The 25871-nt window shown below is 63.4% G+C and carries 18 protein-coding genes; 15 read left to right on the forward strand and 3 right to left on the reverse strand.

What is annotated here, in order from left to right; translation table 11 throughout:
* Window positions 1–42 precede the first annotated feature (42 nt).
* The 15 genes from IEW17_RS12230 (at window position 43) to IEW17_RS12300 (ending at window position 20174) form a co-directional block, all read left to right on the forward strand.
* On the forward strand, window positions 43–288 hold the full coding sequence (locus tag IEW17_RS12230) for a hypothetical protein (RefSeq protein ID WP_188562328.1): 246 nt from the start codon (window positions 43–45) through the stop codon (window positions 286–288).
* Between the two features lie 20 nt (window positions 289–308).
* The gene (locus IEW17_RS12235) at window positions 309–1961 is read left to right on the forward strand and encodes a lipopolysaccharide biosynthesis protein (RefSeq protein ID WP_188562329.1); all 1653 of its coding nucleotides are present in this window, start codon (window positions 309–311) and stop codon (window positions 1959–1961) included.
* Window positions 1962–1971: 10 nt separating this feature from the next.
* The gene (locus IEW17_RS12240) at window positions 1972–3084 is read left to right on the forward strand and encodes a glycosyltransferase family 4 protein (RefSeq protein ID WP_188562330.1); all 1113 of its coding nucleotides are present in this window, start codon (window positions 1972–1974) and stop codon (window positions 3082–3084) included.
* A 186-nt stretch (window positions 3085–3270) separates the two neighbouring features.
* Complete coding sequence (locus IEW17_RS12245; protein ID WP_188562331.1) at window positions 3271–4608, forward strand: O-antigen ligase family protein; 1338 nt, start codon at window positions 3271–3273, stop codon at window positions 4606–4608.
* Window positions 4574–5599, forward strand: coding sequence for a nucleotide-diphospho-sugar transferase (locus IEW17_RS12250; protein ID WP_188562332.1), 1026 nt, complete (start codon window positions 4574–4576; stop codon window positions 5597–5599). The genes IEW17_RS12245 and IEW17_RS12250 overlap by 35 nt, the downstream gene beginning before the upstream one ends.
* A complete protein-coding gene (locus IEW17_RS12255; RefSeq protein WP_188562333.1) occupies window positions 5596–6948 on the forward strand; it encodes a glycosyltransferase family 4 protein in 1353 nt (450 codons plus the stop codon). Before IEW17_RS12250 ends, IEW17_RS12255 begins: the two co-directional genes overlap by 4 nt.
* Window positions 6949–7011: 63 nt before the next feature.
* The gene (locus tag IEW17_RS12260) at window positions 7012–7851 is read left to right on the forward strand and encodes a glycosyltransferase family 2 protein (protein WP_188562334.1); all 840 of its coding nucleotides are present in this window, start codon (window positions 7012–7014) and stop codon (window positions 7849–7851) included.
* A gap of 56 nt (window positions 7852–7907) precedes the next feature.
* Window positions 7908–8843 (forward strand): alpha-1,2-fucosyltransferase, encoded by a 936-nt coding sequence (locus IEW17_RS12265; RefSeq protein ID WP_188562335.1) that lies wholly within the window; start codon window positions 7908–7910, stop codon window positions 8841–8843.
* Entirely contained in the window at window positions 8840–10069 is a 1230-nt protein-coding gene (locus IEW17_RS12270) for a glycosyl hydrolase (protein WP_188562336.1), read from the forward strand. Before IEW17_RS12265 ends, IEW17_RS12270 begins: the two co-directional genes overlap by 4 nt.
* 649 nt (window positions 10070–10718) lie before the next feature.
* A complete protein-coding gene (locus tag IEW17_RS12275) occupies window positions 10719–13427 on the forward strand; it encodes an Ig-like domain-containing protein (protein ID WP_188562337.1) in 2709 nt (902 codons plus the stop codon).
* Window positions 13428–13741: 314 nt separating this feature from the next.
* Window positions 13742–14857 carry a GDP-mannose 4,6-dehydratase gene (gmd, locus tag IEW17_RS12280; protein WP_188562338.1) on the forward strand — a complete coding sequence of 372 codons (1116 nt, stop codon included), beginning with the start codon at window positions 13742–13744 and terminating at the stop codon, window positions 14855–14857.
* Between the two features lie 59 nt (window positions 14858–14916).
* Window positions 14917–15870, forward strand: a complete 954-nt coding sequence (locus tag IEW17_RS12285; protein ID WP_188562339.1) for a GDP-L-fucose synthase family protein — start codon at window positions 14917–14919, stop codon at window positions 15868–15870.
* Between the two features lie 152 nt (window positions 15871–16022).
* Complete coding sequence (locus IEW17_RS12290; RefSeq protein ID WP_188562340.1) at window positions 16023–17243, forward strand: glycosyltransferase family 61 protein; 1221 nt, start codon at window positions 16023–16025, stop codon at window positions 17241–17243.
* A gap of 245 nt (window positions 17244–17488) precedes the next feature.
* Complete coding sequence (locus IEW17_RS12295) at window positions 17489–18526, forward strand: glycosyltransferase family 2 protein (protein ID WP_188562341.1); 1038 nt, start codon at window positions 17489–17491, stop codon at window positions 18524–18526.
* Window positions 18527–18794: 268 nt separating this feature from the next.
* Window positions 18795–20174 carry a T9SS type A sorting domain-containing protein gene (locus IEW17_RS12300; RefSeq protein ID WP_188562342.1) on the forward strand — a complete coding sequence of 460 codons (1380 nt, stop codon included), beginning with the start codon at window positions 18795–18797 and terminating at the stop codon, window positions 20172–20174.
* Window positions 20175–20276: 102 nt separating this feature from the next.
* On the opposite strand, the gene IEW17_RS12305 is transcribed toward IEW17_RS12300, so the two are convergent.
* The 3 genes from IEW17_RS12305 to IEW17_RS12315 form a co-directional block, all read right to left on the reverse strand.
* Window positions 20277–20744 (reverse strand): hypothetical protein, encoded by a 468-nt coding sequence (locus IEW17_RS12305; protein WP_188562343.1) that lies wholly within the window; start codon window positions 20742–20744, stop codon window positions 20277–20279.
* Window positions 20745–20765: 21 nt separating this feature from the next.
* Window positions 20766–20951, reverse strand: a complete 186-nt coding sequence (locus IEW17_RS12310; RefSeq protein WP_188562344.1) for a hypothetical protein — start codon at window positions 20949–20951, stop codon at window positions 20766–20768.
* 158 nt (window positions 20952–21109) lie between these two features.
* Window positions 21110–25378, reverse strand: a complete 4269-nt coding sequence (locus tag IEW17_RS12315; protein WP_188562345.1) for an InlB B-repeat-containing protein — start codon at window positions 25376–25378, stop codon at window positions 21110–21112.
* Window positions 25379–25871 lie beyond the last annotated feature (493 nt).

The raw sequence follows: 25871 nt of genomic DNA on the forward strand, positions 1-25871 counted from the left end.
GCTGCCCAATTTGCCGGCGGCGCTTCCTCACCTTTCCGCGCCATGAAATCCGTCATCGCCCCAGCTCCGGAACCGGAATCCGAACCGGAAGTCCTGATTGTCGCGACCGTCAGCGAGATGAAATGGACGTGCACTACCATCCCCGTTGACCTCAAAAGCACCGCGATGGTGGATGCCGTCCTCGTCAATAAACACAGCATCACCGATTGCCTCACCATGACCCTGACTTCGACCGCCGCGCCTACCACTCTCCCCGAAAGCCCCAGCACCACCGCCATCGAACCCTGACTTTTTGCCCCACCCGCGCCATGGCCTCCGAACGAGAAAACCTAACTATTGCTACCGTGAATGGCGTGAAGTGGACGATGATGTCCACCATCGTCAACTCCGTGCTGCAGGTGGGCTACACCGCCGTGATGGCGCGGCTGCTGAGCCCGGCTGCCTTTGGGCTGGTGGCGCTGGCGGGCGTTATTCTGCGGTTCGGGGTGTACTTCGCCAAGATGGGCATGGAGCGGGCCATCATCCAGAAACCCGACCTGACGGAGCGCGACGTGCGGGTGGCCTTCACGTCGTCGGTGCTGCTGGGGGTATTTTTTGCGGGTCTGCTGGTGGCGGGCGCGCCGCTGGCCGCACGCCTGGTGCACCAGACCGAGGTGGTGCCGGTGGTGCGGGCCATGGCACTGAGCATCTTGCTGAGCGGACTGAATGGCACGGCCATGAGCCTGCTGCACCGCGCCATGCGCTTCCGGACGCTGGCTATTTTCGAAAGTATTTCCTTCCTGGTCAGCTACCTGGGCCTGGGGTTGCTGCTGGCCTGGCAGGGCTTTGGGGTGTGGGCGCTGGTGGGGGCCACGCTGGGCCAAAGCCTGCTGATGACCGTGCTGAGCTACGGCGCGGTGCGCCACACGCTTCGGATGCTTTTTAGTTGGGAGGCCTACCGGCCGCTGCTGGCCTACGGCAGCCGGATGTCAGCCATCAGCTTTGTCGAATTCGTGACGATGTCGCTTGATACCCTGCTGATTGGCCGGCTGCTGGGGCCGGCGGCGCTGGGCATCTACAGCCGGGGCTCGCTGCTGATTGGCTTGCCGGTGCACCTGCTATCGAGCAACGTGGCCAAGGTGGTGTTCCCGTCCTTCAGCCAGGTGCAGGCCGACCGGGGCCGCCTGCGCGAAGTGTACCTGAGCAGTATTACGCTGGTGGCCATGCTGGTAACGCCGGTGTGTGCCGGCGCGGCCGTGGCGGCCCCGGAAATAGTGCGCGTGATGCTGGGCCCGGACTGGATGGCGGCTGTGCCAATACTTCAGGTCATCAGCCTGACCTACGTATTGAGCGCCGTCACGATGTTTGCCGGCGTGGTGTGCGACGCCACCGCCGCTCTCAGCCACAAGCTGCTGCTGAACGTGCTGTGCCTGGCCGTGCTGGCCGGCCTGCTGTGGGGCGGCAGCAAGTTTGGGCTGGTGGGCGTGGCCTGGGCCCTGGTGGGCGGCGAGCTGCTGCGCGCCGGGTTGTACTCGGCCATTATGCAGCAGGAACTGAAGGCCAGTTCCTGGGACGTGTTGCGGGCCTATGGCCCGGGCGTGCTGGCCGGGGCCGCGGCCGTAGTGGCCGTGGGGGCCGTGCGCTACGGATTACTGGTCCTACACGCGCCCACACTGGCGCTGCTGGGAGCCGAAATGCTGGCCGGAGCCCTGGTGCTGGGCAGCCTGGGGCTGGTGCACCCACCGGCCCAGCTGCGCGGCGTGATGCGGAACCTCCTGGCCCGGCTCACTAGTCCGGAGGGCACCGACAGCCCCCACCTGATGCCGCGCCTGTTGCGGGCGCTGGCCCTACGGCTGGCCCGGCAGGCGGGCGAAATACCTGCGGGGCCATTGGCCGCTACCACCCTGGCAACCACCACGAGCGCCGCCCCAACGGCACCGCAGCCCGTGCATTTCTCACCCGCAGCTACCGAGCTGGCATAGCTCTCCGGCCATGAAAGTCCTCTTTGAACCCGAAACGTTTTCCATCCAGGATTTTGGGGGCGTGTCGCGCTATTTCTTCGAGCTTATCGACAACGCCGGCCCGGAGCTTACCTGCGAGCTGCCGGTGGTGCTGAGCAACAACCTGTATCTGCGCGACCGGCGGCACACCCGGCACCTGGGCCTGCTGCCCGGCGTGCCGGTGCCGGGCAACTGGCGCCTGATGCAGTTTGCCAACCGCCGGGCCGCCCGCCGCGCCATTGCCCGGCAGAATTTCGACGTGTTTCATCCCACGATGAATGACCAAACCTGGTTTCTGGAGCTGCTCGGCGATAAGCCCTTCGTTATCACCATTCACGACATGATTCCGGCGCTGTTCGGGCAGTATTATCAGTCGCCGGACACTGCGTTGCAAGAGCTGGTCAGCCGGGCCGCCCGCATCATTACGGTGTCAGAAAACACCAAGGCCGACGTACTCCGACTGCTCCCCGTGCCGGCCGAGCGCGTGACAGTGGTGCACCACGGCCACACTTCCCGCCACTACCCCTACGAGGCCCGCGTGCCCACGCCCGACAGCTACCTGCTGTATACCGGCAACCGCCGGGCCTACAAGAATTTCGGCTGTCTCGTCACGGCTTTCGGGCAGCTGCACAAGCACAGTCCCGGCCTGCACCTGGTATGCGCCGGCGGCGGCGCTTTCACCCCCTATGAACAGCATGAGCTGCGCCACGCCGGCATTGCCGAGCACACCCACCAAATGGGCTACCTCACCGATGGCCAGCTCAACCACCTCTACCACGGGGCCCGGGCCTTCGTGTTTCCGTCGGAATACGAGGGGTTTGGATTTCCTATACTTGAAGCCTTCGGACAGCACTGCCCGGCGGTGCTGAGCAACGCCTCGTGCTTTCCCGAAATCGCGCACGACGCCGCCCTCTACTTCAACCCCCACGACCCCGACGACCTGCACGAGCAGCTCGACCGGGTGCTGCACGACCGGGCCTTGCGCCAGATACTGACGCGCCGGGGCCAGGGGCGCGTACTCGATTTCACCTGGGCCCGCACCGTGGCCGATACCCACCGCGTGTACGAAGAAGCCCGCGAGGATGCCACCGCCGTGACGTATTGAAGGAGTTACAGTTGAAAAGGACGTCATGCCGAGCATGTGGCGCATCAAGCCAGGGACCGAGGCATCTCGCGTGTGGTAGCAACTCAATCGTTCAACGATGCGAGCGAGATGCCTCGGCTGCGCGGACGCCAGATGAGCATGACGTTCAAGTATCAATACCTCAGTCCACTAACACCATCCACCCCCATGCGGCTCAATATTCGGTTTCTGTACTTGCTGCCGGTGCTGGCGTTGGTGTTCACGGACCGCGCCTTCACGGAGTTTGCATTTCCTGATGAGGACTCGCCGCTTTTGGCGAGCTATGGGCTACTGCTGCTGGGCGGCTCGTGTGGCATAGTGGCCCTTTGCTACCGCTACCTGGGGCCGCTGATGCAGCGCTGGCTGCTGGTGGTAGTGGCCGCGCTGGGCGTGCTGGCGCTGGAGTCGTACGCCGGCTGGCAGACGTGGATGGTGTACCCGCACGTGTTTGCCAAGTTCCTGGTGATGATTCACGTGTTTGCGATTTATGCGTTTCACCGGCGGTTTGGCCCGCCCCCGTTTGGGCTGCTAATGAGCCTGCTGCTGCTGGGCCTGCTGGCCAACCTAGCCATCTACCACCCCGATGCTTTGAGTTTATCGGCCTTTCTGGACAATGAGCGCGGATTTGCTTCTACCTCAGCCATGCTGCTGCTGCTGCCCACCCTCTACTATTTCAACCAGTACCTGACGCGGGGCGGACTGCTGCGGCTGCTCACGTTTTTTATGGGCGCGGCGCTCATCATCTTCCTGCAGCACCGCTCGGTATGGGTGGCCATGGGCGCGGCCCTGGTCCTGAACGCCGTTTTGCTGCTGCTGGGCCGGGTGGAAGGCGCGCGGCTGAGCTCGGCGCGGCTGCTGCCCATGGTGCTGTTGCCGCTGTTCGTGCTGGTTTCGGGCGGTTTGGTGGCCCTCAGCGACCCGCACGTGGTGAAGAAGCTGGAAGCCAGCCTCAACGACATTGCCCACCCCAACACGCGGGGCACGGGCAGCTGGCGGATGAAGCAGTTTGAGGTCTACCAGCCCTACCTGGCCGAATATCCGGTGGCCGGCATGCGCCTCAAGGGCTTTGAGCTGCCCGTGCAGTTTTACACCCTGGCGGCCAATGGCGGCGGCGACGAGCAGGTGTGGACCGATGGCACCGGCCACCATTTCCACAGCTTCTACGTCGACCGGCTGTTCTACTTCGGGGGGCTGGGGGTGCTACTCACGCTGCTGGTGCCGCTGCTGGTGCTGGGCCGCCGCCTGCTGAGCCGAGCCCCGCTGCCACCCGCCTCGGCCGCGCTGGCGGTGTTTACGCTCAGCTCCCTGGTCTACAGCATTTCTTACGATTGGCCGCTGTATTTCTTCGGCCTGCTGGGGCTCTCATTAGCCACTGCCGCCGACCCTGGCCGGGTGCCCGCGCCCGCTGCGGCCGCTCCACCGCCCCACCGCCAACCCTTGCAGCATTTCGGGCCTTTTCCCACTCCTCGCCATGCCAACGCCGCTGCTGCCGCCGCCCGCCGCTGAGCGGGCCGCGCCCGTTCTGCTCATCGTCTTCAACCGCCCGCAGCCCACGCGGCGCGTGCTGGCCGCCGTGCGCCAGGCCCGCCCCGCCTGCCTCTATATAGCCGCCGATGGCCCCCGCCCCGGCCACCCCACCGATGCCGTCCGCTGCGCCGAAACCCGCGCCTTGGTCACGGCCGGCGTGGACTGGCCCTGCGAAGTGCACACGCAGTTTCGGAACGAGAACCTGGGCTGCGGCCGGGGGCCTTCGGCAGCCATAACCTGGTTTTTTCAGCACGAGCCCGAGGGCATTATCCTGGAAGATGACTGCCTGCCCACGGCTGGATTCTTCCGGTTTTGCTCCGAGCTGCTGCTCCGTTACCGCCATGACAGCCGCGTGATGCACATCAGCGGCAACAACCTCACCCACGAAGCCCGGCAGCCCGCCGCGGCTGGCGCCGAGTCTTACTATTTCTCGGGGCAGGTGCATAGCTGGGGCTGGGCCACCTGGCGGCGGGCCTGGCAGCAGTTCGATTTCGACCTGAAGCTGCTGCCCGAGCTGGGCCGGCACGGAGCGCTGGCCACTATTTATCCGGGGTGGCTGGAGCGGCACTATTGGCTGCGCAAGTTTGAGGCGGTGCGCGCGGGCCCCCAGCCGGCCCACATCTGGGACTACCAGTGGCACTTTGCGGTGGCGGCCCACGGCGGCCTCAGCATCGCGCCGGCCGTGAACCTGGTTACCAACATCGGCTTTGGCGACGACGCCACCCACACCTTCGACCACCACGACCAGCACGCGCACCCGACCGCGCACGAGCTGGCTTTCCCACTGCGCCACCCGCCCGAGGTGCTGCGCGACGCCCGCCGCGACGCCCGCCACTTTCGCGAACACCTGCTGAACCGGGCCTGGGCCACGGTTCGCCGACGGCTGGCCCGGCTGCTGCCAGCCGCGCCCGTCCCCGCTGAATCTGCTATAACTACCTATCCTCAGCCTATTTCCGCGTTATCGCCATGAAAGTTCTCGTATCCGCATATGCCTGCAACCCCGCCCAGGGCGGCGAGGGCGGCAACGGCTTCCACTGGGCCTGGGGCATGGCCCAACGCGGCCACCGGGTGTGGTGCTTCACCACGCCGGAAGGCGAGGCCGGCATCAAAACCTTTTTGGCGGCAAATGCCCACGAAGGAGCCGTTGAGCGCATCCAGTTCATCTATCCTTCGGTGCCCGGCTGGGTGCAGTTTCTGTACCGCTGGCAATTTGGCGTGTACCTGCACTACTACATCTGGCAGTTCACGGCCTGGCGGCTGGCGCGGGAGCTTGACCAAGCCGTCGATTTCGACCTGGTGCACCACGCCACCTACAGCAGCCTGAAAATGGGTTCCTGGCTGTGGCGATTGGGCAAACCGCTGGTGTACGGCCCGGTGGGCGGGGCCCAAAAAGCGCCCATTGCCTTCCGCCAGTACCTGCCCGACTGGTTCCAGACCGAAACCATGCGCTCGGCCTTTACCTGGCTGCTTATCAAACTCGATTTCAACCTGCGCCAGAACCTGCGCCACGCCGCGCTGGTGCTGGCTTCCAACGACGAGTCGGCCGCGCTGGCCCGGCAACTGGGCGCGAAACGGGTCGAGCTTTTTCTCGATACCGGCCTGTCGGAATCCTTCCGGGCCGCCACGTTTCCGGAGCGGCCCGTGCAGCCGGTGCTACAGATGCTGTGGGTGGGCCGGCTATACCCCAACAAGGCCCTGCCGCTGGTGCTCGATGCCCTGTCGCAGGTAGCATCCCGGGTGCCGTTTCACCTCACCGTGCTCGGCGATGGGCCAATGCGCGACCTCGTGCCGGGCTGGATAGCGCAATATGGGCTGGTGGGGCGCGTGACGTGGCGCGGCGGCGTGCCGTGGACCGAGGTGCACGCCGCCATGCTCAGCCACGACGTGTTTCTGTTCGGCTCGCTGCGCGACTCGTTTGCCTCGCAGTTTATGGAGGCGCTGGCCACGGGCCTGCCCATCATCACCCTCAACCACCAGGGAGCCCGCACTTTTCTGCCCGATGCGGCCGCCATCAAAGCATCGGTCGAGTCGCCGGCCGTGGCTACTGCCGCCATGGCCCGAGCCGTGGAATACGTATATGACCACCCCGCCGCGCGCCGGGCCATGGGCCGGGCCGGCTACGAGTTTGCCCTGCGCCAGACCTGGCCCCAGCGCCTGACGCGCCTACTGGGTCTGCTGCGGCAGGCGGGCATCGGCCCGGCCATGGAAGAGCTGCCCCTGGCGCGCCGGCACCACCGCTACCAGCAGGCGCACCGCCGCCACCACAAGTCCGGACGGCCATTTCCGAGCCGCCAGTCACTGCCAGCCGACCGAACCTGATTTCTGCTGTTCGCACCCCCTTTTCTATTCGCTTTCCTTTCCCTCACTTCTGCAACCTGTGCCATGCTATATATCGTCATCCCCGTCTTCAATCGGCAGCAGTTCACCCGGGCCTGCCTGCTGTCGCTTCGGCAGCAAACCCGTGCCGACTTCCGCGTCGTCGTCGTCGATGACGGCTCGACCGATGGCACGCCCCGGATGCTGGCCGAGGAATTTCCGGAAGTAGACGTGGTGACCGGCGACGGCAACCTGTTCTGGACGGCCGGGGTGAACGTCGGCATCCGGCGGGCCCTGGTGCTGGGCGCGACGCGCATCATGACGATGAACAACGACGTGCTGGCCCTGCCCGATTTTGTGGCGCAGATGCTGCGCTGGGCCGACCGCCATCCCCGCGCCATCCTCGGCGCGCTGGAGCTCGATGCCGCCTCGGGGCAGCCCGTGTACGGCGGCGAGCGGCTGGACTGGCGCACCAATACCCGCCAGGACCTGCTGACCGCCCTGCCGCCCACCGAGCACCACGGCCTGCACGCCGTGACCTACCTGCCCGGCCGGGGCCTGCTCATTCCGCTCGAGGTGATTGAGGAAATTGGCCTGTTTGACGAAAAGCGCCTGCCCCACTACCTGGCTGACTTTGACTACACCAGCGTGGCCCGGCGGCACGGCTTCCCGGTGTTCTGCAACTACGATGCCCGCCTGAGCACCTACCCCGACGAAAGCGGCCAGGAGCAGACCCGCCGCAAGCACAGCCTGCGCGGCTATTTCCAGCATTTGTTCGGCATTCGGGGGGGCGGCAACCTGCGCAATTTCACCCATTTCACCATCAAGAACTGCCCGCGTCCCTTCCTGCCCTACTTCCTGCTCAATGGCTACGCCCGCCGGCTGGTGGGCTACTTCCTGCACTGAGACGGCCCCGCTGCCATCTGTCGCACTTATCCAATCACCCTCTTTTTTCCTGCATCATGGTTATTCTTACTCAGGACCTCGACGGTTTTGGCAACCACTTGCTGCTCACTTCCCACTTTTTGGTGAATGCCGTGCAGCACAACTACGAGCTGGCCATCCCTTCTTTTGAACGGTACGCGCCGTATTTTGAAGGCCCCACCGGCAAGCCAACGGCCTTTTTTGGCCGCCTGCCCGTGCGCCTGCACACCGACCAGCTCGCTACCGAGCTGCTGTATCGGGGGTTGCGCAGCCGCTGGGGCGGGGGCGCGCTCCTGCGCCTGCCCTGGCTGCACCGCCTGCTGGGCGTGCGCGTGGTGGTCGACCTGCCCAGCGGTGATGTCGACCTCAACAGTCCGGCCTATCTGGCCCAGGCCCGCGACCCGCACCTCCACTTACTGGTACATGGCTGGCAGTACCGCGACAAAATCAACTTTACCCGGCACAGCGACTTACTACGGCGGTTTTTCCGGCCCATTGCGGCCCACCGCGAGGCCGTGGCGCGCGTGCTGGCCACCAACCGCGAAGGCGGCGTGGATGTGCTGGTGGGCGTGCATATCCGGCGCGGCGACTACGCGGGCTGGCACGGCGGCGCGTTTCTGTACAGCAACGCCACCTACGTTCGGGCCATGCGCGAAACCCAGGCCCTGTTTCCGGCCGAAGCGCGGGTTCGGTTCCTGCTGTTTTCCAACGAACCCATTGTGGACGAAGACTTTGCCGAGTTTGATACCGGCCGCTCCACCGACCACCCCGTGGAGGACCTCTACGCCATGGCTGGCTGCGACTACATTGTGGGGCCGCTGAGCACCTACTCCATGTGGGCGTCGTTCTACGGCCGGGTACCGCTCTGCCACCTGCACCGCCCCGACCAGCCCATTCGCACCCTCGGTGAGTTTGTGGTGTTCGAAGACCAGGAAACCGTGCGCTGGGAAGCCACCATGCCGAGCGTGGTATGAGCCCGGCGCGCACCCGCCGGTGGGCCTGGGCCGCAACCGCACGGCCGGTTCTGGCGGCGGCCGTGGCCGTGGCCGGGCTGGTGGCCTGCCAGCTGCAAGCTGGCAGTGCCGATGCACTGCTCATAATCCGCCACGGCGGCACCTATACCGGCACTTATCGCAGTGTGAATTCGGCCGTGCCCTGCGTGCTCATTGCCACCACCGAGCCCGTGGTGCTGCGCGACTGCGTGCTCTACGGAGCCGGCGACCTTATCCGGGCCACCCAGGGCGGGGCGCAGCTCACGGTGCTGAACTGCCGGGGCTACGGCTTGCCCCAATCGCAGGACCAAACCCGTCACGGGCACTTTTTGGAAGTAAATTCGGCCCGTTCGGTGCGCATCGAGCACAATTACTTCGAGCGTACCACCGGCATCAGCATCTACCAGTGGAGCGGCGACGGCACCCCGGCCCAAACCCTAACCGTGCGCTACAATTCGGCGCGCAACATCGACGGCCGGTTCCGCGACGGGGGCAGCACCATGGCCAATTTCCTGGGCCTAAATGGCCTGCCTGGCCTGGCTAATATAGAAGTAGCCTGGAACCAAGTGATTAACGAGCCCGACCAGTCGCTCGTCGAGGACAACATCAACTTCTTCAACTCGGGCGGCACCCGCACCAGCCCGGCCCGGCTGCACCACAACTACATTCAGGGGGCCTACCCGTACCCGGCCACCAGCGCCACCTACAGTGGCTCCGGCATCACGCTGGATGGCGATGGCCGGGCCGCTGCGTCCACCACGGCCTACGTCGAAGGCTATGATAACCAAGTAGTCAGCACTTGTGCGGCCCTCAACATTGCCGCCGGCCACCACAACCATTTCCATCACAACCGGCTGATTACCGCCGGCCTGCTACCCGACGGCACCCGGCTGGTCGCCAACTACGCCGCCGCTGGCCTCTGGAACGCCTACCGGCAGCCCACCACGGTTTTCAACCACAACTTATTCAGCAGCAATGTTATTGGCTTCGTGCACTGGGGTGGCAGCAGCCCCTGGCCCAATCGCCAGGACCTGAGCACCGGGGCCTGCACGCCCTGCACCGGCACGGTGCACCTCCCCAATCCCATCACCCTGCAAACCGAGCAAGCCGAGTGGGCACGCTGGCAGCAAAAGCTACGGCGCGAGGGCCTGCGCGTAGGGCCAATCCTGGCCAAACCCCGCCCAGCAGCCATCGCCCAGACCCGCTGAGGGTGATTCAACTTATTTAGTCACCATTAGTTCGCAGCATTTATAAGCCCCTCAATCGCAAAATTTGATAGCAACATAATACAATTATTGCAGACATCTGGCTTTAATATTTGGAAAAAACAATATTGTCTTTTATTAATAATACTATTGAATAACTATTGCACTATGTCAAGTAGTCAAGATTTTATTTTCTAATGATTAGTTGTTTTTGGTGAGTAATCTTCTCCTGAATACAGTTGCTGCCAGCGCAAAGTATTGGGCGTGCATCACAGTTAGGAAGTATCATTTCTAAAAGTATTACAGACCATAAACCTGTTCTATTATCTGCATTAAGGCTTTGCTGAGGCAATTTTTAGTGAAACTCCACTCGCACGGGCAATGAGTACCCAGCGCCGGATTTGGGCAGATGGGCGGCGGGCGGGGCTAAAGCCGAGGATGCATAAATATTAAATTGCATTTTATGATTTATAACAAATTCCATTATAAGGCTTGGAACAAATTGATTTTTTGCCCGGTTGAAGGGGCCATTGCAAATCATTTTTTCGTTTCAAGATTATTTAGAATGCAAAAAAATCCGAAGCATACCGCCGCTCTTTCTTTCGTTAAGCGCCCACTGACTGGTTTTTTTCCGCTGGTTCTTTTATCCATTATGACACTGATACCCGGCTTAGTGCCGGTGATGGCCCAAGCGCCCAACGTCACGTATTCCGGCCCGCTCGTCATCACGCAAGGCGGCACTTACTCCGGCAACTACCGCAGCACCGACTCGAACGTGCCGGCTATCAGTATTCAGACTACGCAGCCCGTTACCATTGAGAACTGCATCCTGGCCGGTGCCGGCGACCTGATTGACGCCAAGAATGGCGGCAGCACCCTCATTGTGCGCAACAACCGGGGCTACGGCCTCACCCAGAGCGCCGACAACACCCGCCACGGCCGCTTTATCGAGGTGAACTCGGGCAAGTCGGTGGTTATCGAGCACAACTACTTCGAGCAGACCACGGGCATCGACATCTACCAATGGGGCGGCAACGGCACCACCGCGCAAACCCTGACCATTCGCTACAACTCGGCCAAGAACCTGGACGGCCGCTACCGCAACGGCGGTGGCCAGTACTGCAACTTTATAGGTGTGAACGGCGGCCTGAACATCGCGGGAGCCGAAGTATCGTGGAATCAGGTGATTAACGAGCCCAACAATTCGCTGGTCGAGGACAACATCAACTTCTATAACTCGGGCGGTACGGCCAGCAACCCCATCAAGCTGCACGACAACTACGTGCAGGGTGCCTACCCATTCCCGGCCACGGGCTCGAACTACACCGGCTCGGGCATCACCCTCGACGGCGACGCCCAGACGGCTGGCACCGCCACGGCCTTTATCAACGGCTACGACAACCAGCTGGTGAGCACCTGCGCGGCCATGAACATCGCCTCGGGCCACGATAACCACTTCTATAACAACCGCATGGTAACGAGTGGCTTGCTGCCCAATGGGTCGAAAATGCCCGCCGGCTACGCGGCCGCTGGCCTCTGGAATGCTTACCAGCAGTCGGGTTCGGTGTTTTTCAACAACGACATGCTGAACAACACCATCGGCTTCTTCTTCGAGGGCGGCAACACGCCGTACATCAACCGCCAGGACACCAGCCCCGGCGCTTGCCCTACCTGCACGGGCACCAATCATTTGCCAGACCGCCCGCTGACGCTGGCCGATGAGCAGAACGAATGGAACATCTGGCTCCAGAAGCTGCAGCAGAACGGCATCACGCTGGGTGCCGGTGGCAGCAGCACCCCCACTACCCCCACTACCCCCACCACGCCGGTGGCCACGCCGCCCACGGTGAGCCTGAGCGCACCGGCCACCGGCACCGTCGGCACGGCCCTGGCCCTGTCGGCCTCGGCGGCCACGGCCAGCGGCACGATTGCCAAGGTGGAGTTCTTCAGCGGCGCAACTAAACTCGGCGAGGATTTGACCGCGCCCTACGCCCTGAGTTTCACGCCCACCGCCGCCGGCTCGCTGAGCCTGACGGCCCGCGCCACCAACAGCGTCGGGGCCGCCACCACCTCCACGGCGGCCAATGTGACCGTGGCTGCGGCCCCAACTACCACGCCCACTACTCCGCCCACGACCACCTCGGGCTCTACGCCTCCTAACTCGACCTTCTTCCGCGCCCTGAACGTGAACGGCAGCGCCGCCACCATCGACGGTCGCAACTGGGAAGACGGCACCAGCGCTGCTAACTTCCAGGTGAACGGCGGGCCTTTCGCCGCCCAGACAGTCACCCTGAACCCGACCACGGATGCTGCCCGCGCCAGCATGATTCGCTCGTCGGTGTACGACGGGGCCATCAGCGCTGCGGTGAGCGGCATCACCAGCGGTACCTATAGTGTGTACCTGTATGTGTGGGAGGACAACAACGCCGAAACTTTCAGCATCAGCCTCGAAGGCCAGACCGTGCAGACCAACTACAACAGCGGCGCGGCCGGCCACTGGGACCGCCTCGGCCCGTTCACGGCCAACATCACCGACGGCACCATCAACGTGGGCACCAGCGGCGGCGCGGCCAACCTCTCCGGTATCGAAATCTGGAAGCAGAACAGCGGCACCACTACGCCAGTTGCTACGCCGCCCACGGTGAGCCTGAGCGCGCCGGCCACCGGCACCGTCGGCAAGGCCCTGGCCCTGTCGGCCTCGGCCGCTACGGCCAGCGGCACCATCAGCAAGGTGGAGTTCTTCAGCGGCGCAACTAAGCTCGGCGAGGATTTGACCGCGCCCTACGCCCTGAGCTTCACGCCCACCGCCGCCGGCTCGCTGAGCCTGACGGCCCGCGCCACCAACAGCGCCGGGGCTGCCACCACCTCCACGGCGACCACCGTGAGCGTGGCCGCCGCCCCCACCAGCACGGTTCCGACCTTCGTGCGGGCCATTAACCTGGGCGGGGCCGCCATCACGATTGATAATCGGAGCTGGGCCGCTGGCAGCAGCGCGCCTAACTTCCAGGCCAGCGGCGTCACCACGTTCGCCAACCAGAACATTACGCTGACCCCAACTACTGGCTCGGCCCGTGCCAGCATGATTCGCTCGTCGATGTACGGCAATAACCCCAGCCTGGCCATCAGCGGCATTGCCAGCGGTACCTATAGTGTGTACCTGTATGTGTGGGAGGACAATAACGCCGAAACCTTCAATATCAGCCTCGAAGGTCAGACCATGCAGTCCAACTACAACAGCGGCGCGGCCGGCCACTGGGACCGCCTCGGCCCGTTCACGGCCAACATCACCGACGGCACCATTAACGTGGGCACCAGCGGCGGCGCGGCCAACCTCTCCGGTATCGAAATCTGGAAGAAGTAATCCGCTGACTGCCTTAACAGGGCCAACTATTGCGGCAGCCGCCGCATCACGCAAAAAACCCGGCCAAATGGCCGGGTTTTTTATTGCCCTTTCCAAAAAAGTCCGCAGCCCAACCATCATATTTCAAACTCCCTCACCAACAACTATTTATTCAGACAAATACCCCGGCAGGACGATACGCCGATAACGACTTGCATTATTTTATTTACTTTGAATATATAAATCTTAATACATTTGGCTATATTAGTACTGAGCATAAAGCAACGCTCACCTGCCGCTTCAATTCCCTTCAACCGCTTTCGCCCTTCCCGCCTATGAAATGCGCACTAATTACCGGAATTACAGGCCAGGATGGCGCTTACCTCGCCGAGCTGCTCCTGGCCAAAGGCTACGAGGTGCACGGCATCAAGCGCCGCTCCTCGCTCTTCAACACCGACCGGATTGACCACCTATACCAGGACCCGCACGAGGAAAATGTGCGTTTCCGACTGCACTACGGCGATTTATCGGACGCTACCAACCTGATTCGCATTGTGCAGGAGGTGCAACCCGATGAGATTTACAATCTCGGGGCCATGTCGCACGTCAAGGTATCGTTCGACACGCCCGAATACTCGGCCGATGTGGACGGCCTGGGCACGCTACGCCTGCTGGAAGCGGTGCGCATTCTGGGCCTGACCAAGAAAACCCGGCTGTACCAGGCTTCTACTTCGGAGCTCTACGGGCTGGTGCAGGAAGTGCCCCAGCGCGAAACCACGCCCTTTTACCCGCGCTCGCCCTACGCCGTGGCCAAGCTCTACGCCTACTGGATTACGGTGAACTACCGCGAGGCCTACGGCATGTATGCCTGCAACGGCATCCTGTTCAACCACGAAAGCCCCCGGCGGGGCGAAACCTTCGTCACGCGCAAGATTACGCGGGCCGTGGTGCGCATTGCCCTGGGCCTGCAGGACAAGCTCTACCTGGGCAATATGGACGCCAAGCGCGACTGGGGCCACGCCAAAGACTACGTGGAAGCCATGTGGCGCATGCTGCAGCAGGACGAGCCCCGCGACTACGTCATTGCTACCGGCGTGACCACCCGGGTGCGCGAGTTTGTGCGCCTGGCCTTTGCCGAGCTGGGTGTGGAGGTGGCCTTTGCCGGCGAGGGCGCGGCCGAAGTAGGCTACGTACGCGTCTGCCACCACCCCGATTTCCAGCTGCGCACCGGCCAGGAAGTGGTGGCCGTGGACCCCGCCTACTTCCGCCCCACTGAGGTAGAGCTGCTCATCGGCGACCCTACCCGCGCCCGCACCGAGTTGGGCTGGGTACCCACCTACGACCTACCCGCCCTGGTTAACGACATGGTGCAAAGTGACTTGCGGCTGTTTCGGCGCGATGCCGTACTGCTTGAAGCCGGGCACCCCGTGCTCAGCTACCACGACGAGTAGCGCCCACTGCTCCGCCCGCCGCACTTTTTGGATAACTGATTACCAATCGTTTCCCACTCATGGAAAAGAACGCCAAAATATACGTTGCCGGGCACCGCGGCATGGTTGGCTCGGCTTTTATGCGGCTGCTAAGCCGCACGGGCTATACCAATCTGATAACGCGCACTTCGGCCGAGCTGGACCTGCGCGACCAGGCCGCGGTGGCGCGGTTTTTTGCCCACGAGCAGCCTGACTACGTGCTGCTGGCCGCCGCCAAAGTGGGCGGCATTCACGCCAACAATACCTACCGGGCCGATTTTCTCTACGACAACCTCATGATTGAGGGCAACGTGCTCGACCAGAGCCACCGGCACGGGGTGCGCAAGCTGCTGTACCTGGGCTCGTCGTGCATCTACCCCAAGCTGGCCCCGCAGCCCATCCGGGAAGAGTACATCATGACCGGGCCGCTGGAAACGACCAACGAGCCGTACGCCATTTCCAAAATTGCGGGCGTGAAGATGTGCGAAGCCTACCGCGACCAGCACGGCTGCAACTTCATCACTGTGATGCCGGCCAACCTCTACGGCCCCCACGACAACTACGACCTGGAAAACTCTCACGTGATGGCCGCCCTGCTGCGCAAGTTCGTGGAGGCCGTGCAGCTCCAACTGCCCCGCGTGGAAGTGTGGGGCACCGGCACGCCCCGCCGCGAGTTTTTGCACGTCGACGACCTGGCTGAGGCCTGCCTGTTTCTGATGGAGCACTACAACGAGCGCAGCGCCGTGAACGTGGGTACTGGCTGCGACATGACCATCCGGGAACTGGCCGAGCTGATTGGCGAGCTGGTAGGCTTCCAGGGCGAAGTTCATTTCGACTTCTCGCGGCCCGATGGCACCATGCGCAAAGTGCTGGACGTGCACAAAGTGCATGCCCTGGGCTGGCACCACCGCATTTCGCTGCAGGCGGGCCTGCGGGCCGTGCTGGCCTCGGCCGAATGGCAGGCCACTGCTCAGCCGCCCGTGCTGGTGGGCTAGCCGCGGACTTTGTTCCCCGTTTTAGGCCGCTGCACTCCTGCCGCGCCGGCTGCCGCGCAACCCCAACGGTGGCCTTTACCCTTCTGCACACCATGCTGTAGCCGCGCCCCGCACCAACAGTCCGGCAGGACTTTTTCTAACCGTCAATCATTATGCAAGACCTACTACTTCGGGCCCAGCGCCGCACCGGCCAACTGCTGCGCACTGTGCTTCCCCGCAACGAACACTACCGCCCCACGGGCCTGCACCCCAGCAGCCGGGACTTGGCCGCAACCTCCACCAACGGAGCGTATTACGTGGAGGTGTACCCCGCCTACACGTCGCACCTGGTAGTGCCCGACGAGTTTGTGACCCTTGCCCCGACCTACTATGACCGTATGACCACCCAGGAGCAGGTGGCGCCCGCCTTCGTGTGCCTGCTGCCCGGCGGCCGCGTGAATGTGGACAATTACGACAGCGTGGCCATCATTTCGGCCGATAACTACCTCGTGGGCGATACGTCGCTGCAATTTGCCCCGGGCAGCTTTGCGGTGACCTGCCCCACCGAAAACCCCATTTTCCGACAACGCTACTTCCGCCCCCCCGTGGAAGTGGCGGGCACGGTGTGCAGCCTGCTTTCGGGTGGGGGCGCGGCCATGGGCAACTACTACCACTGGCTACTCGACTCGCTGCCCCGCCTGCACCTGGTGGAGGAAGCCGGCCTGTGGGATGAAATCGATTACTTCCTGATTTACAGTCGGGAGCAGCGCTTCGCCGTCGAAACCCTGCTGGCGCTGGGCATTCGCAATGAGCAGATTATTGACGTGGCCACCGCTACCCACCTGCGCGCCCAACGGCTGCTGGTCACCTCGCCGGTGCGGGGCTACGGGCGCCACGCACCCCGCTGGGTGGGCGAGTATTTGAAAGATGCCTTCCTGCCCGCCGGGCCCGCCGCCCGCCGCTTCAGCCCCTACGTGTACGTGAGCCGGCGCGATGCCGCGTTTCGGCGGGTGCGCAACGAGCCCGAAGTGGAGGCGCTGTTGGCCGAATACGGCTTTGAAAGCTACGCCCTTACCGAGCTCAGCTTCCGGGAGAAAGTCAACCTGTTTGCCGGGGCCAAGGCCGTGGTAGGACCCGTGGGGGCCGGGCTGGTCAACATCGTGTTCTGCCCCGAGGGCACGCCGCTCATCGAGCTGCTGCCGCGCAACTTGGTGGTGCCCGATTACCTCGACCTCACGGCCCGGCTCGATATGCCGCACTTCCCGCTCATCAGTGCTCACGAGGCCGCCTCCGCACAAAACGCCGCCGCCGACCGCCAGGACGATATTACCGTGGACCTCGACGCCCTGCGCCACACCGTGCAGCTGGCCCTGCGGCAGCTGGTAAATGCGTAATGCGGCTCCGGTGTCAGGACCGTGCGGGAAGTTATCGCGGAGGTACACCGAGAAGTTCGCGGAGGTACACCGAGAAGTTCGCGGAGGTACACCGAGAAGTTCGCGGAGGTACACCGAGAAGTTCGCGGAGGTACACCGAGAAGTTCGCGGAGGTACACCGAGAAGTTCGCGGAGGTACGCTGAGCGCGAAAGACCTTCCCAATTGAATCCAGCTGCTTATTACTGAATACTTACCACTACTAGTCATGTCCGCGCCCTCCGTGCTGCTTTCCATCGTTACCTGGAACAGTGCCGCCGTTATTGAGGCGTGCCTGGCCTCGGTGCTGGCGCAAACTCACACTGACTTTACGGTGTGGGTGGTTGATAATGCCTCGGCCGACGACACCTGTGCCCGGGTGGCCGCCGTGGCCGCCACCGATGCCCGCGTGCACCTGCAACCGCTGGCCCAAAACACGGGCTTCTGCGGCGGCCACAATTACGCGCTGGACCGCACCTCGTCGGGAGCGGTGCTGCTGGTGAACCCCGACATTGTACTGCGGCCCAACTACCTGGCCCGGGCGCTGGCCGTGCTGCGCTCCGATGCCGGCATTGGCACCGTGTGCGGCTTGCTGCTGCAAAGCGACGGCCCCAACCCGCGCATCGACAGTACCGGCCTGGAGGCCCTGCCCGACGGCCGGTTTCGGCTGCGCCACCACGGCCAACTGCTGGCCGAAACTGACCTCCGCCCCGGCCCTGTGGACGGGGCCGATGGGGCCCTACCCCTCTACCGCCGCGCTTTCATCGACGACCTGCGGGTGGAAGGGCAGTTTTTCGACGAGCGTTTTTTTGCTCATAAAGAGGACTGGGACATTGCCTGGCGCGGCCGCCTCTACGGCTGGCGCACGGTGTTTGAGCCCGGCTGCCGAGCCCTGCACCCGCGCGAGTTCCGGCCCGCCGACCTGCGCCGCCGCCTGCGCCTGAGCGGCACCATAAAGGCCGATGCCGTGAAAAACCAGTGGCTGCTGCTGCTCAAGAACCCGCCGACGCGGCAGCTACTACCCATGTGGCTGCGGGCCCTGCCCCGGCAGCTGGCCATTCTGCTCTACGCCCTGCTGCTGGAGCGGCCTTCGCTGCGCGCCTACCGCTACGTGTGGCAGCACTGGGGCGGCATTCGGGCTACGCGCCGCCTGATTCAGGCCCGCGCGGCCCAGCCGGGTCCGGCTGCTCAATGCCGCACGCTGGCCCGGCCGCCGCTCACGACGCAGCCTGCCCCGACCATGACGGTCCAGGAGATTCTTACATAATTATTTGTCCCTGTACCTGTTGCGGACTTGTTTCTGACCGGCTGGCTTCGTAAAAACGCCTGTTTTATCAAAATAAGTGGGTTAAAATTCAGAAGCTGGTCATTCAGCCGATAGTGGTATTGACATTATTTTAATAAAATATTTTATTAAAATAATGTCAATTTACTTGCTAAGTATATTATATTTGTTATATGCAATAATTATATAAGGCTGCTGACCAGAACGAGCCTGGAAAGCCCATGTAGCCATTCACCAAAACCTGTCGGCCATGAAAATCAAGCATTACTTTCCGCACTTCTTGATTGTAGCTGCCCTGGCCTGGGCTACGCCGCTGCTGCCGGCCCTGCTGGTCGGGACCGGGGCCCAGGCGGCGGCTACCACCATCACCGGCTTCACGCTGGTGAACGCCGATACCGACCAGGACATCTTCGACCTGACGCCGGGTATTGTGCTGGACCTGGCCACACTGCCCACCAACCTGAACATCCGGGCCAACACCGACCTCGACCCGGTGAGCAGCGTGGTGTTCGCTCTGACCGGACCTCAGAACCAGTCCATCACCGAGAACGTAGTGCCTTATTCGCTGTTTAGCGACTTACTGGGCGACTATTTTGCCTGGACGCCGCCCATAGGCAGCTACACCCTGCTGGCCACCCCCTACGAGGGCACGGATGGTACCGGGGCCTCGGGCGGGCCCCTCACCCTGAACTTCACGGTGACCAATTCGGTGGGCTTCGTGAGCAGCCTAGTGCTGGTGAATGCCGATACGGACCAGGATATTATGACCATTACCCCGGACATGGTACTGGACTTGGCCACACTGCCCACGCCCAACCTAAACATCCGGGCCAACACCAGCCCGGCCACGGTGGGCAGCGTGCAATTCGACCTCGTGGGCCGGCAGCCGCAGTTTAACATCGAGAATCTGGTGCCCTATGCCTTGGTGAGCGACTTCCAGGGCAATTACCCCGCCTGGACGCCCCTTTCGGGCCCTTACAGACTCACCATCACGCCCTTTTCCGGAGCCAATGGCAGCGGAGTAGCGGGTTCGGTGTTCACCATTACCTTCGACGTGGCCAACTCGCCGGCGCTGCCAGTGCGGCTCACGGCCTTTGCGGCCGAGGCGCAGGGCTCGGCCGCCGTGCTGCTGCGCTGGGCCACGGCCACCGAAGAGAACAACCGCGAATTTGTGGTGCAGCGCAGCCTGAATGGCCGCGAGTTCACGGCCATTGGCACCGTGGCGGGCCGCGGCAACACCACTACCCCCCAGGCCTACACCTTCACCGACAGAGAGTTGCCCACTCGCCAAGCCCTGCTCTACTACCGGCTGCGGCAGGTGGATACCGATGGCACCGCCACTTTCTCGCCGGTGCGCACGGTGAATCCGAAGACTGAACCCGGCAAAGTTGCGCTGCATATTATGGCCCCCGACCAGCCCGGCCTGGCCCTGCGCTACCAGTTTACCGGCCCGATGCTGGGCTCGGAACAAGTGGAGATGTACTCCATCATGGGCCAGCGGCTGGGCAAGTCCCGGCTGGCAGCCGATGGCACCGGCAGCATCCCCGTCGAGGGCCTGGCGGCGGGAACTTACGTGCTCCACTTGGTGAGCGAAAGCGGCCACTACGCCCGCCGCTTCGTGCTGCCCTAGCCCTGACCAGTAGGCAGTAGACTGGATTGGATAAACGCACGGGTGCCCCGAATTGTCAATTCGGGGCACCCGTGCGTTTTGTTGAAATTGATTCCTGAAAAGCTACCTGTGCACGAGGCTGCGCACGGCGCGGCCCTCACTGGTTTCCAAGGTTATCTGGTAGAGGCCGGTGGGGAGGCGGGCCAGCCCCACCGTGGCCGCGCCATTGATGAGGGTGCCGTGGTTTACCTCCTGGCCCAACTGGTTCAGCACCCAGTAGTAGGCGGCGGCGTGGCCGGGCAGCGTGCCCACGGTGGCAAAGCGGGTACCCTCGGGGCTGCGCTGCAGGTCAAAGTAGGCGTTGCGCTCCTCGCTGGCCGTGGTCCAGCACAAGTGTACCCCGGCCGACTGCCGCTGGGCCGTAAAAGAAGTGAGCACTACCGGAAGCGGATTATTCGGAGCCAACACCTGCTCAAAAGCCAACTGCTGCAGTGCCACGGCTACCGGTGGGCTAATGCCCAGGTCCGCGGCGGCTTGCTCGGCGCTGCCCAGCGTGCGCGGGTCGCGGCCGGTGAGTTGGGCAAACAGCACACCGGCCGCCAGATAAGAGCCCTATTCGCTGGGGTGGAAATAGTCGACGTTCCAAAGATTGAGCAAGCCGGCCGCCGGACTGTAGGAGTTGCGCATGGCCACGCCGGCCCGCATGGCGCGCAGCCAGGCATCGCCAATCGGCACCACGGCCAGCAGGAAGCCCACGCAGGCCCGCAACGTAAGCGGAAACCGAAAGACCTGACGCATAGCAAATCGAATAGGCATTTTTCAGGTCGGTGTACAGTTCTCAGTGTCAGCAAATAGTAGCGCGAACCAGATAGTCCGCACTACTGTTCGCTGACCTGATACTTGCTTTAAGTAAATGATTATTAATTATTTACCAAGCAAATTGCATGAGCTTACGCCTACTGTTTCAGCAGCTTCAGCTGCGCCTGGGGCCGGCTGGGCCGGGTGCTGGTGTCAGCGCCGGAATCGAGCATCAGGTAGTAGACCCCAGTGGCCAGCTGCGCCGCTGAGAAATCAAGCAGCTGATAAGCAGTAGTTTCGGCGGCCAGCGTGCCAGTGGCCACGGTGGCCCCCAGGGACGTAACCAACCGGTAGCGCACGTCAGCCCCGAAATCGGCGGGCGGGCGCACGTAGAAGCGGCCATCGGACGAGGGATTGGGATAGGCCGAGGCCAGCGCGCCAGCGCCCGGGGCTGCGGCTTTGGCGGGCAAGGCAGAGGAGCTCGTCGCCATCCGAACGGCCTGGTTGGTTATGCTGAAGGTGATGGTGAGGGCTGTGCCCGCCGTGCCGCCGCCGCTGCCCGCCGTGTAGGGCCGGGCCGTGAGCGTGTAGCTGCCCACCGGCGGCGTCCAGGCGAAATAGTCGCTCAGGTAGTCACTAAACAGCGCGTAGGGCACCACGTTCTCGGTCTGGTTCTGCGTGGCCGCACCGCTCAGGGCAAACACCACGCTGCCCACCGTGGCCGGACTGGTATTGGCCCGAATGTTCAGGTTGGGCGTGGGCAGGCTGGCCAGGTTGAGGGTGGTACCGGTGGGCAGGGCCTGGATATCCTGGTCCGTATCGGCATTCATCAGGGTAAAGCTGGTCACCTGCTGGGCGACGCTGGCGGTGAAAGTGGCCGTGATGGTCTTATTGGCCGTCATGCTCACGCTGAGCGGATTGGCCGAGCCGGTAGCCGCTCCGCTCCAGCCCGTGAAGGTGAAGCCCGCCGCCGGCGCGGCCGTGAGGGATACCGTGCTGCCGCTGACGTAAGTGGCCTGGTTCGGGTTTTTCGTCACCGTGCCGCTGCCCGCGGTGTTCACCGTGAGCGTGTAGTTGGTGGCAGTAGCCGTGAAAGTGGCCGTGATGGTTCTGTTGGCCGTCATGCTCACACTGAGCGGATTGGCCGAGCCGGTAGCCGCTCCGCTCCAGCCCGTGAAGGTGAAGCCCGCCGCCGGCGTAGCCGTCAGTACCACATTGGTGCCGCTGGGGTAGGTGGCCTGGTTCGGGTTTTTCGTCACGGTGCCGCTGCCCGTGGTGTTTACCGTGAGCGTGTAGGTGGTGATGGCCTGGTCGATTACCGAGAAGGCCAGCGTGAGGGCTGTGCCCGCTGTGCCGCCCCCGCTACCCGCCGTGTAGGGCTGGGCCGTGAGCGTGTAGCTGCCCACGGGCGGCGTCCAGGCGTTGTAAACCCCGCCGTTGTCCGAAAACAGCGCGTAGGGCACCACGTTCTCGGTCTGGTTCTGCGTGGCCGCGCCGCTCAGGGCAAACACCACGCTGCCCACCGTGGCCGGGCTGGTATTGGCCCGGATGTTCAGGTTGCGGGTGGGCAGCGTGGCCAGGTTGAGCGTGGCCCCGGCCGCCAGGGGCTGAATGTCGGCATTGGAATCAGCATTTACCAGCGTGTAGCTGCTCACGCTCTGTCCGCCGGTAGTGGCCGTGAAGGTGGCCATGATATTCTTATTGGCCGTCATGCTCACGCTGAGCGGGTTGGCCGTGCCGCTGGCATCGCCGCTCCAGCCCGCGAAGATGAAGCCCGCCGCCGGCGTGGCCGCCAGGCTCACGGTGGTGCCGCTGGCATACGTGGCCGCATTCGGGCTCTGGGTCACGGTGCCGCTGCCAAAAATGGCCGTGGTGAGCGTGTATGGTCCCGGCGTGCCGCCGCCATCCGTGACGCTGAAGCTGATGGAAAGCGTGGTGCCGGGCGTGCCCGTGCCGCCGGCGTCCGAATAGGGCGTGGCCATCAGTACGTAGTTGCCCACGGGCGGCGTCCAGGCGTTGTAGTCCCCATTCACGTCGCTAAACAGCGCGTAGGGAGCCACGTTCTCGGTCTGGTTCTGGCTCTGGGCCCCGGTTAGGCTAAACACCACGCTGCCGGTAGTGGCCGGGTTCACATTGGCCCGAATGTTCAGGTTGCGGGTGGGCAGCGTGGCCAAGTTCAGCACGGCCCCATTCACCAGGGGCTGAATGTCCGCGTTGGTGGCGGCATCGGCATCCACCAGGGTAAAGCTCGTGGCGGTGCAGTTGGGGTCGAGACGCACCTCCCGGGTGGTAGCCAGCCCTCCGGCATCGGTCACAGTCAGCGAAATGGTATAGTAGTAGGTTTCGGTGCCACAGCCGTAGGGTACGATGGTGGCACTGGTCTGGCGGGTGGTGTCGATTGGTTCCGGGTGCGAGTGCGCCTCGTGGTGCAGGGTGGTTTGCCACTGGTAGCTCAGTAAGCGACCGCTGTGCTCCGCATCGATAACCGTGGCGCGCAGCTGGTAAATAGTGTTGCCCGTGAGCGGGTACTGGGTGCCAGCGGCCGGGCTGGTGATGGTGACCTGCGGCGGGGTATTATTGGCCGAAATAGTCAGCGTTTTTTGGTTGGTTAGGCCCGCGCTGTTGCGCACGGTCAGCGTCACGGGGTAGTTGACGGGCGCGCTGCTGGGGGCCGTGAACGTGTGGCTGGGGTTGGCGGCCGTGCTGGTGGGCGTGCCGTCGCCGAAGTTCCAGAGGTAGGTCAGGGCGCTGCCGCCGGGGTCTGAGGACCCGCTGCCCGTGAACTGCACCAGCAGCGGGCTCGGCCCAAACGTCTCGTTCGACGTGGCCACGGCCACCGGCGGAACCCCCGTGCTCCCGTAGCTGATTTTGCGGATTTCCGAAGGATAGAAATTGACGTAGAACAGCCCGGTTTCGGTGGGGCTCACGGCGAAGGCCACCGGCACGGCCCCGCTGTCTACGAAGGTGCCCACGGCGCTGGGCTGGTTGCTGCTGTTCACGGTCAGGTTACGAATCCAGCCGCCCACGTAATCCCCGAAAAAGTAGGTATTGCGGTACTGTACCGGAAAGTCGGTGTAGGGATAAAACACCCCGCCCGTGGAGGCGCTGCCCCCAAACTGCAGGCCTGAAACGGGCGAACCAGCCGTCCCAATATCCACGGTGGTAGCCGTGGAGCCGCTGAACGTGCCCGTGCGCGAGGGCCCCGCCCCGTGGCCCCAGTCGATGAGCGGCCGGGTCTGCACGAAGATGGGCACGCTGCTCGGAATGGTCTGGCTGGTATTGCAGGAATTATTGAACGCGGCCGTGCCCGTGGGCGTGGCCTGCTTCACCAAGTCCTGAAAGTAAAAAAACTGCTTGGTGCAGCCGCCCGTGTTGTAGAGCGGATTGGGAGCATCGCGGTTGTACACGTTGGAGTTGGTGAAGGCATCGTAGGGCGTGAGGCCTTCAAACAACGGCCAGCCCAGGTTTTGGCGGGGCCGGTCCACCACGTTCACTTCCTCCCAGCTGGCGGCCCCCACATCGCCGATGTAGAGCACGCCGGGGCTGCCGGCGGTGGGGTCGGGGCTGCCCGTGCCGGGCTTCAGGCACATCCGAAACGGGTTTCGGAAGCCCAGGGCCCACACCTTGGACCGAGCCGTGTTGGGGTTGCCCGATTCGTAGAACGGGTTGCTGGGAATGCCCGCGCCGGTGTTGGCATCAATGCGCAAAATCTTGCCGCTGAGGCAGTCTACCAGCTGGGCGCGCAACGAGCCCACGTCCTCCTTGGCCCGGATAATGCCATCGGCCAGGGCCTGGGCGGCGTAGGTGGCGTTGTAGTTGCCGAGGTCCGGGTACGGGTGGGCTCCGTCGCCCGTCGACACCAGCAGCGTGCCATCGGTACCAAATACCAGGGCATTGGTTACGTGGCCGTTGAAGGTGGAGGGAATACCGTTCGACTTGGTAGTCCCAATCAGGACTTTGCGGCTGGCCTGGTTCACGCTGTAGCCCGTGCCGGCGGCCGTGGCCGTGTAGCGCGTGAGCCGCCCAATGGTGGCGCTGTTGTAGTCGTTGGTGGCGGCATTATAATTGGCCGTGCCGAAATTCATCAGGTAGTGGCGGTCCACCACGTACAGCAGGTAGATGTAGCCGTTGGTGCTAAAATTCGGGTCGAGGGTGAAACCCAGCAGGCCGTGGTCGGCCCAGCCCCCTACTTCGGGCGAAATATCCAGCACCAGCTGCCGCTGGCCGTTCACCACTACCCACACTTTGCCCGGTCGCTCCCACACAAACATCTTGTTGCCGGTGCTGGTGAAGGTTACCCCCACCGCCTCGTTCCAGCCCGCCGAAACAACCGTAGAAGTAAAGCCCGCAGGCGGGGTTTGGGCGCTTAGCGTCAGACCACAACAGGCCAGCAAACTAGCCAGCAGCAAAGAAGAAAGATGTTTCATGACAGTGAGGTTTAACAGAAATACTAAAAGAAAACCGGCTGCAATCCGGGCACCGCCGGGGCCAGTGGCGCAGCAGTGCGCGGTTCGGCTGGTGAGCGTACCAGCGCTCCAATACCAGCGGCAGGCCGCGTTGGCCGGAGCCGAAAGGCTCAGCCCGCATCGTGGGCTCGTTCAAAAAGGGGTGCAGCGCGGGGGCCGCTTGCTGATTAGCAGGCAGAAGGTGATGGGCGCGCCATTGCCGGTGGCAGGGTCCAGGCGCAGGATTTTCCCTCTCAGGCAGTCTGCCAACTGCACCCGCAAGCCCCCCTTTCTTCTGGCCGTGACGATGCCAACGGCTGAGGTTTTGGCGTAGCAGGTTTCGTAGTAACTGCCTGAATCCGGTGCCCAGTGGGCCCCGTCACCGGTTAATTCGCCGGGCGGTGAGCTAAGAAGCTGTTTGAGTTAATAAGACGGTCATGCTGAGCGCAGTCGAAGCATCTCTACCGCTTCGTTG

Origin of the sequence: Hymenobacter frigidus (assembly GCF_014640435.1) — a bacterium.
In the GTDB taxonomy this organism is placed as follows: domain Bacteria; phylum Bacteroidota; class Bacteroidia; order Cytophagales; family Hymenobacteraceae; genus Hymenobacter; species Hymenobacter frigidus.

Coding starts and splice junctions, on each gene's coding strand:
- IEW17_RS12230 (WP_188562328.1), top strand. CDS start 43: ATGAAATCCGTCATCGCCCCAGCTCCGGAACCGGAATCCGAACCGGAA.
- IEW17_RS12235 (WP_188562329.1), top strand. CDS start 309: ATGGCCTCCGAACGAGAAAACCTAACTATTGCTACCGTGAATGGCGTG.
- IEW17_RS12240 (WP_188562330.1), top strand. CDS start 1,972: ATGAAAGTCCTCTTTGAACCCGAAACGTTTTCCATCCAGGATTTTGGG.
- IEW17_RS12245 (WP_188562331.1), top strand. CDS start 3,271: ATGCGGCTCAATATTCGGTTTCTGTACTTGCTGCCGGTGCTGGCGTTG.
- IEW17_RS12250 (WP_188562332.1), top strand. CDS start 4,574: ATGCCAACGCCGCTGCTGCCGCCGCCCGCCGCTGAGCGGGCCGCGCCC.
- IEW17_RS12255 (WP_188562333.1), top strand. CDS start 5,596: ATGAAAGTTCTCGTATCCGCATATGCCTGCAACCCCGCCCAGGGCGGC.
- IEW17_RS12260 (WP_188562334.1), top strand. CDS start 7,012: ATGCTATATATCGTCATCCCCGTCTTCAATCGGCAGCAGTTCACCCGG.
- IEW17_RS12265 (WP_188562335.1), top strand. CDS start 7,908: ATGGTTATTCTTACTCAGGACCTCGACGGTTTTGGCAACCACTTGCTG.
- IEW17_RS12270 (WP_188562336.1), top strand. CDS start 8,840: ATGAGCCCGGCGCGCACCCGCCGGTGGGCCTGGGCCGCAACCGCACGG.
- IEW17_RS12275 (WP_188562337.1), top strand. CDS start 10,719: ATGACACTGATACCCGGCTTAGTGCCGGTGATGGCCCAAGCGCCCAAC.
- gmd (WP_188562338.1), top strand. CDS start 13,742: ATGAAATGCGCACTAATTACCGGAATTACAGGCCAGGATGGCGCTTAC.
- IEW17_RS12285 (WP_188562339.1), top strand. CDS start 14,917: ATGGAAAAGAACGCCAAAATATACGTTGCCGGGCACCGCGGCATGGTT.
- IEW17_RS12290 (WP_188562340.1), top strand. CDS start 16,023: ATGCAAGACCTACTACTTCGGGCCCAGCGCCGCACCGGCCAACTGCTG.
- IEW17_RS12295 (WP_188562341.1), top strand. CDS start 17,489: ATGTCCGCGCCCTCCGTGCTGCTTTCCATCGTTACCTGGAACAGTGCC.
- IEW17_RS12300 (WP_188562342.1), top strand. CDS start 18,795: ATGAAAATCAAGCATTACTTTCCGCACTTCTTGATTGTAGCTGCCCTG.
- IEW17_RS12310 (WP_188562344.1), bottom strand. CDS start 20,951: ATGCGTCAGGTCTTTCGGTTTCCGCTTACGTTGCGGGCCTGCGTGGGC.
- IEW17_RS12315 (WP_188562345.1), bottom strand. CDS start 25,378: ATGAAACATCTTTCTTCTTTGCTGCTGGCTAGTTTGCTGGCCTGTTGT.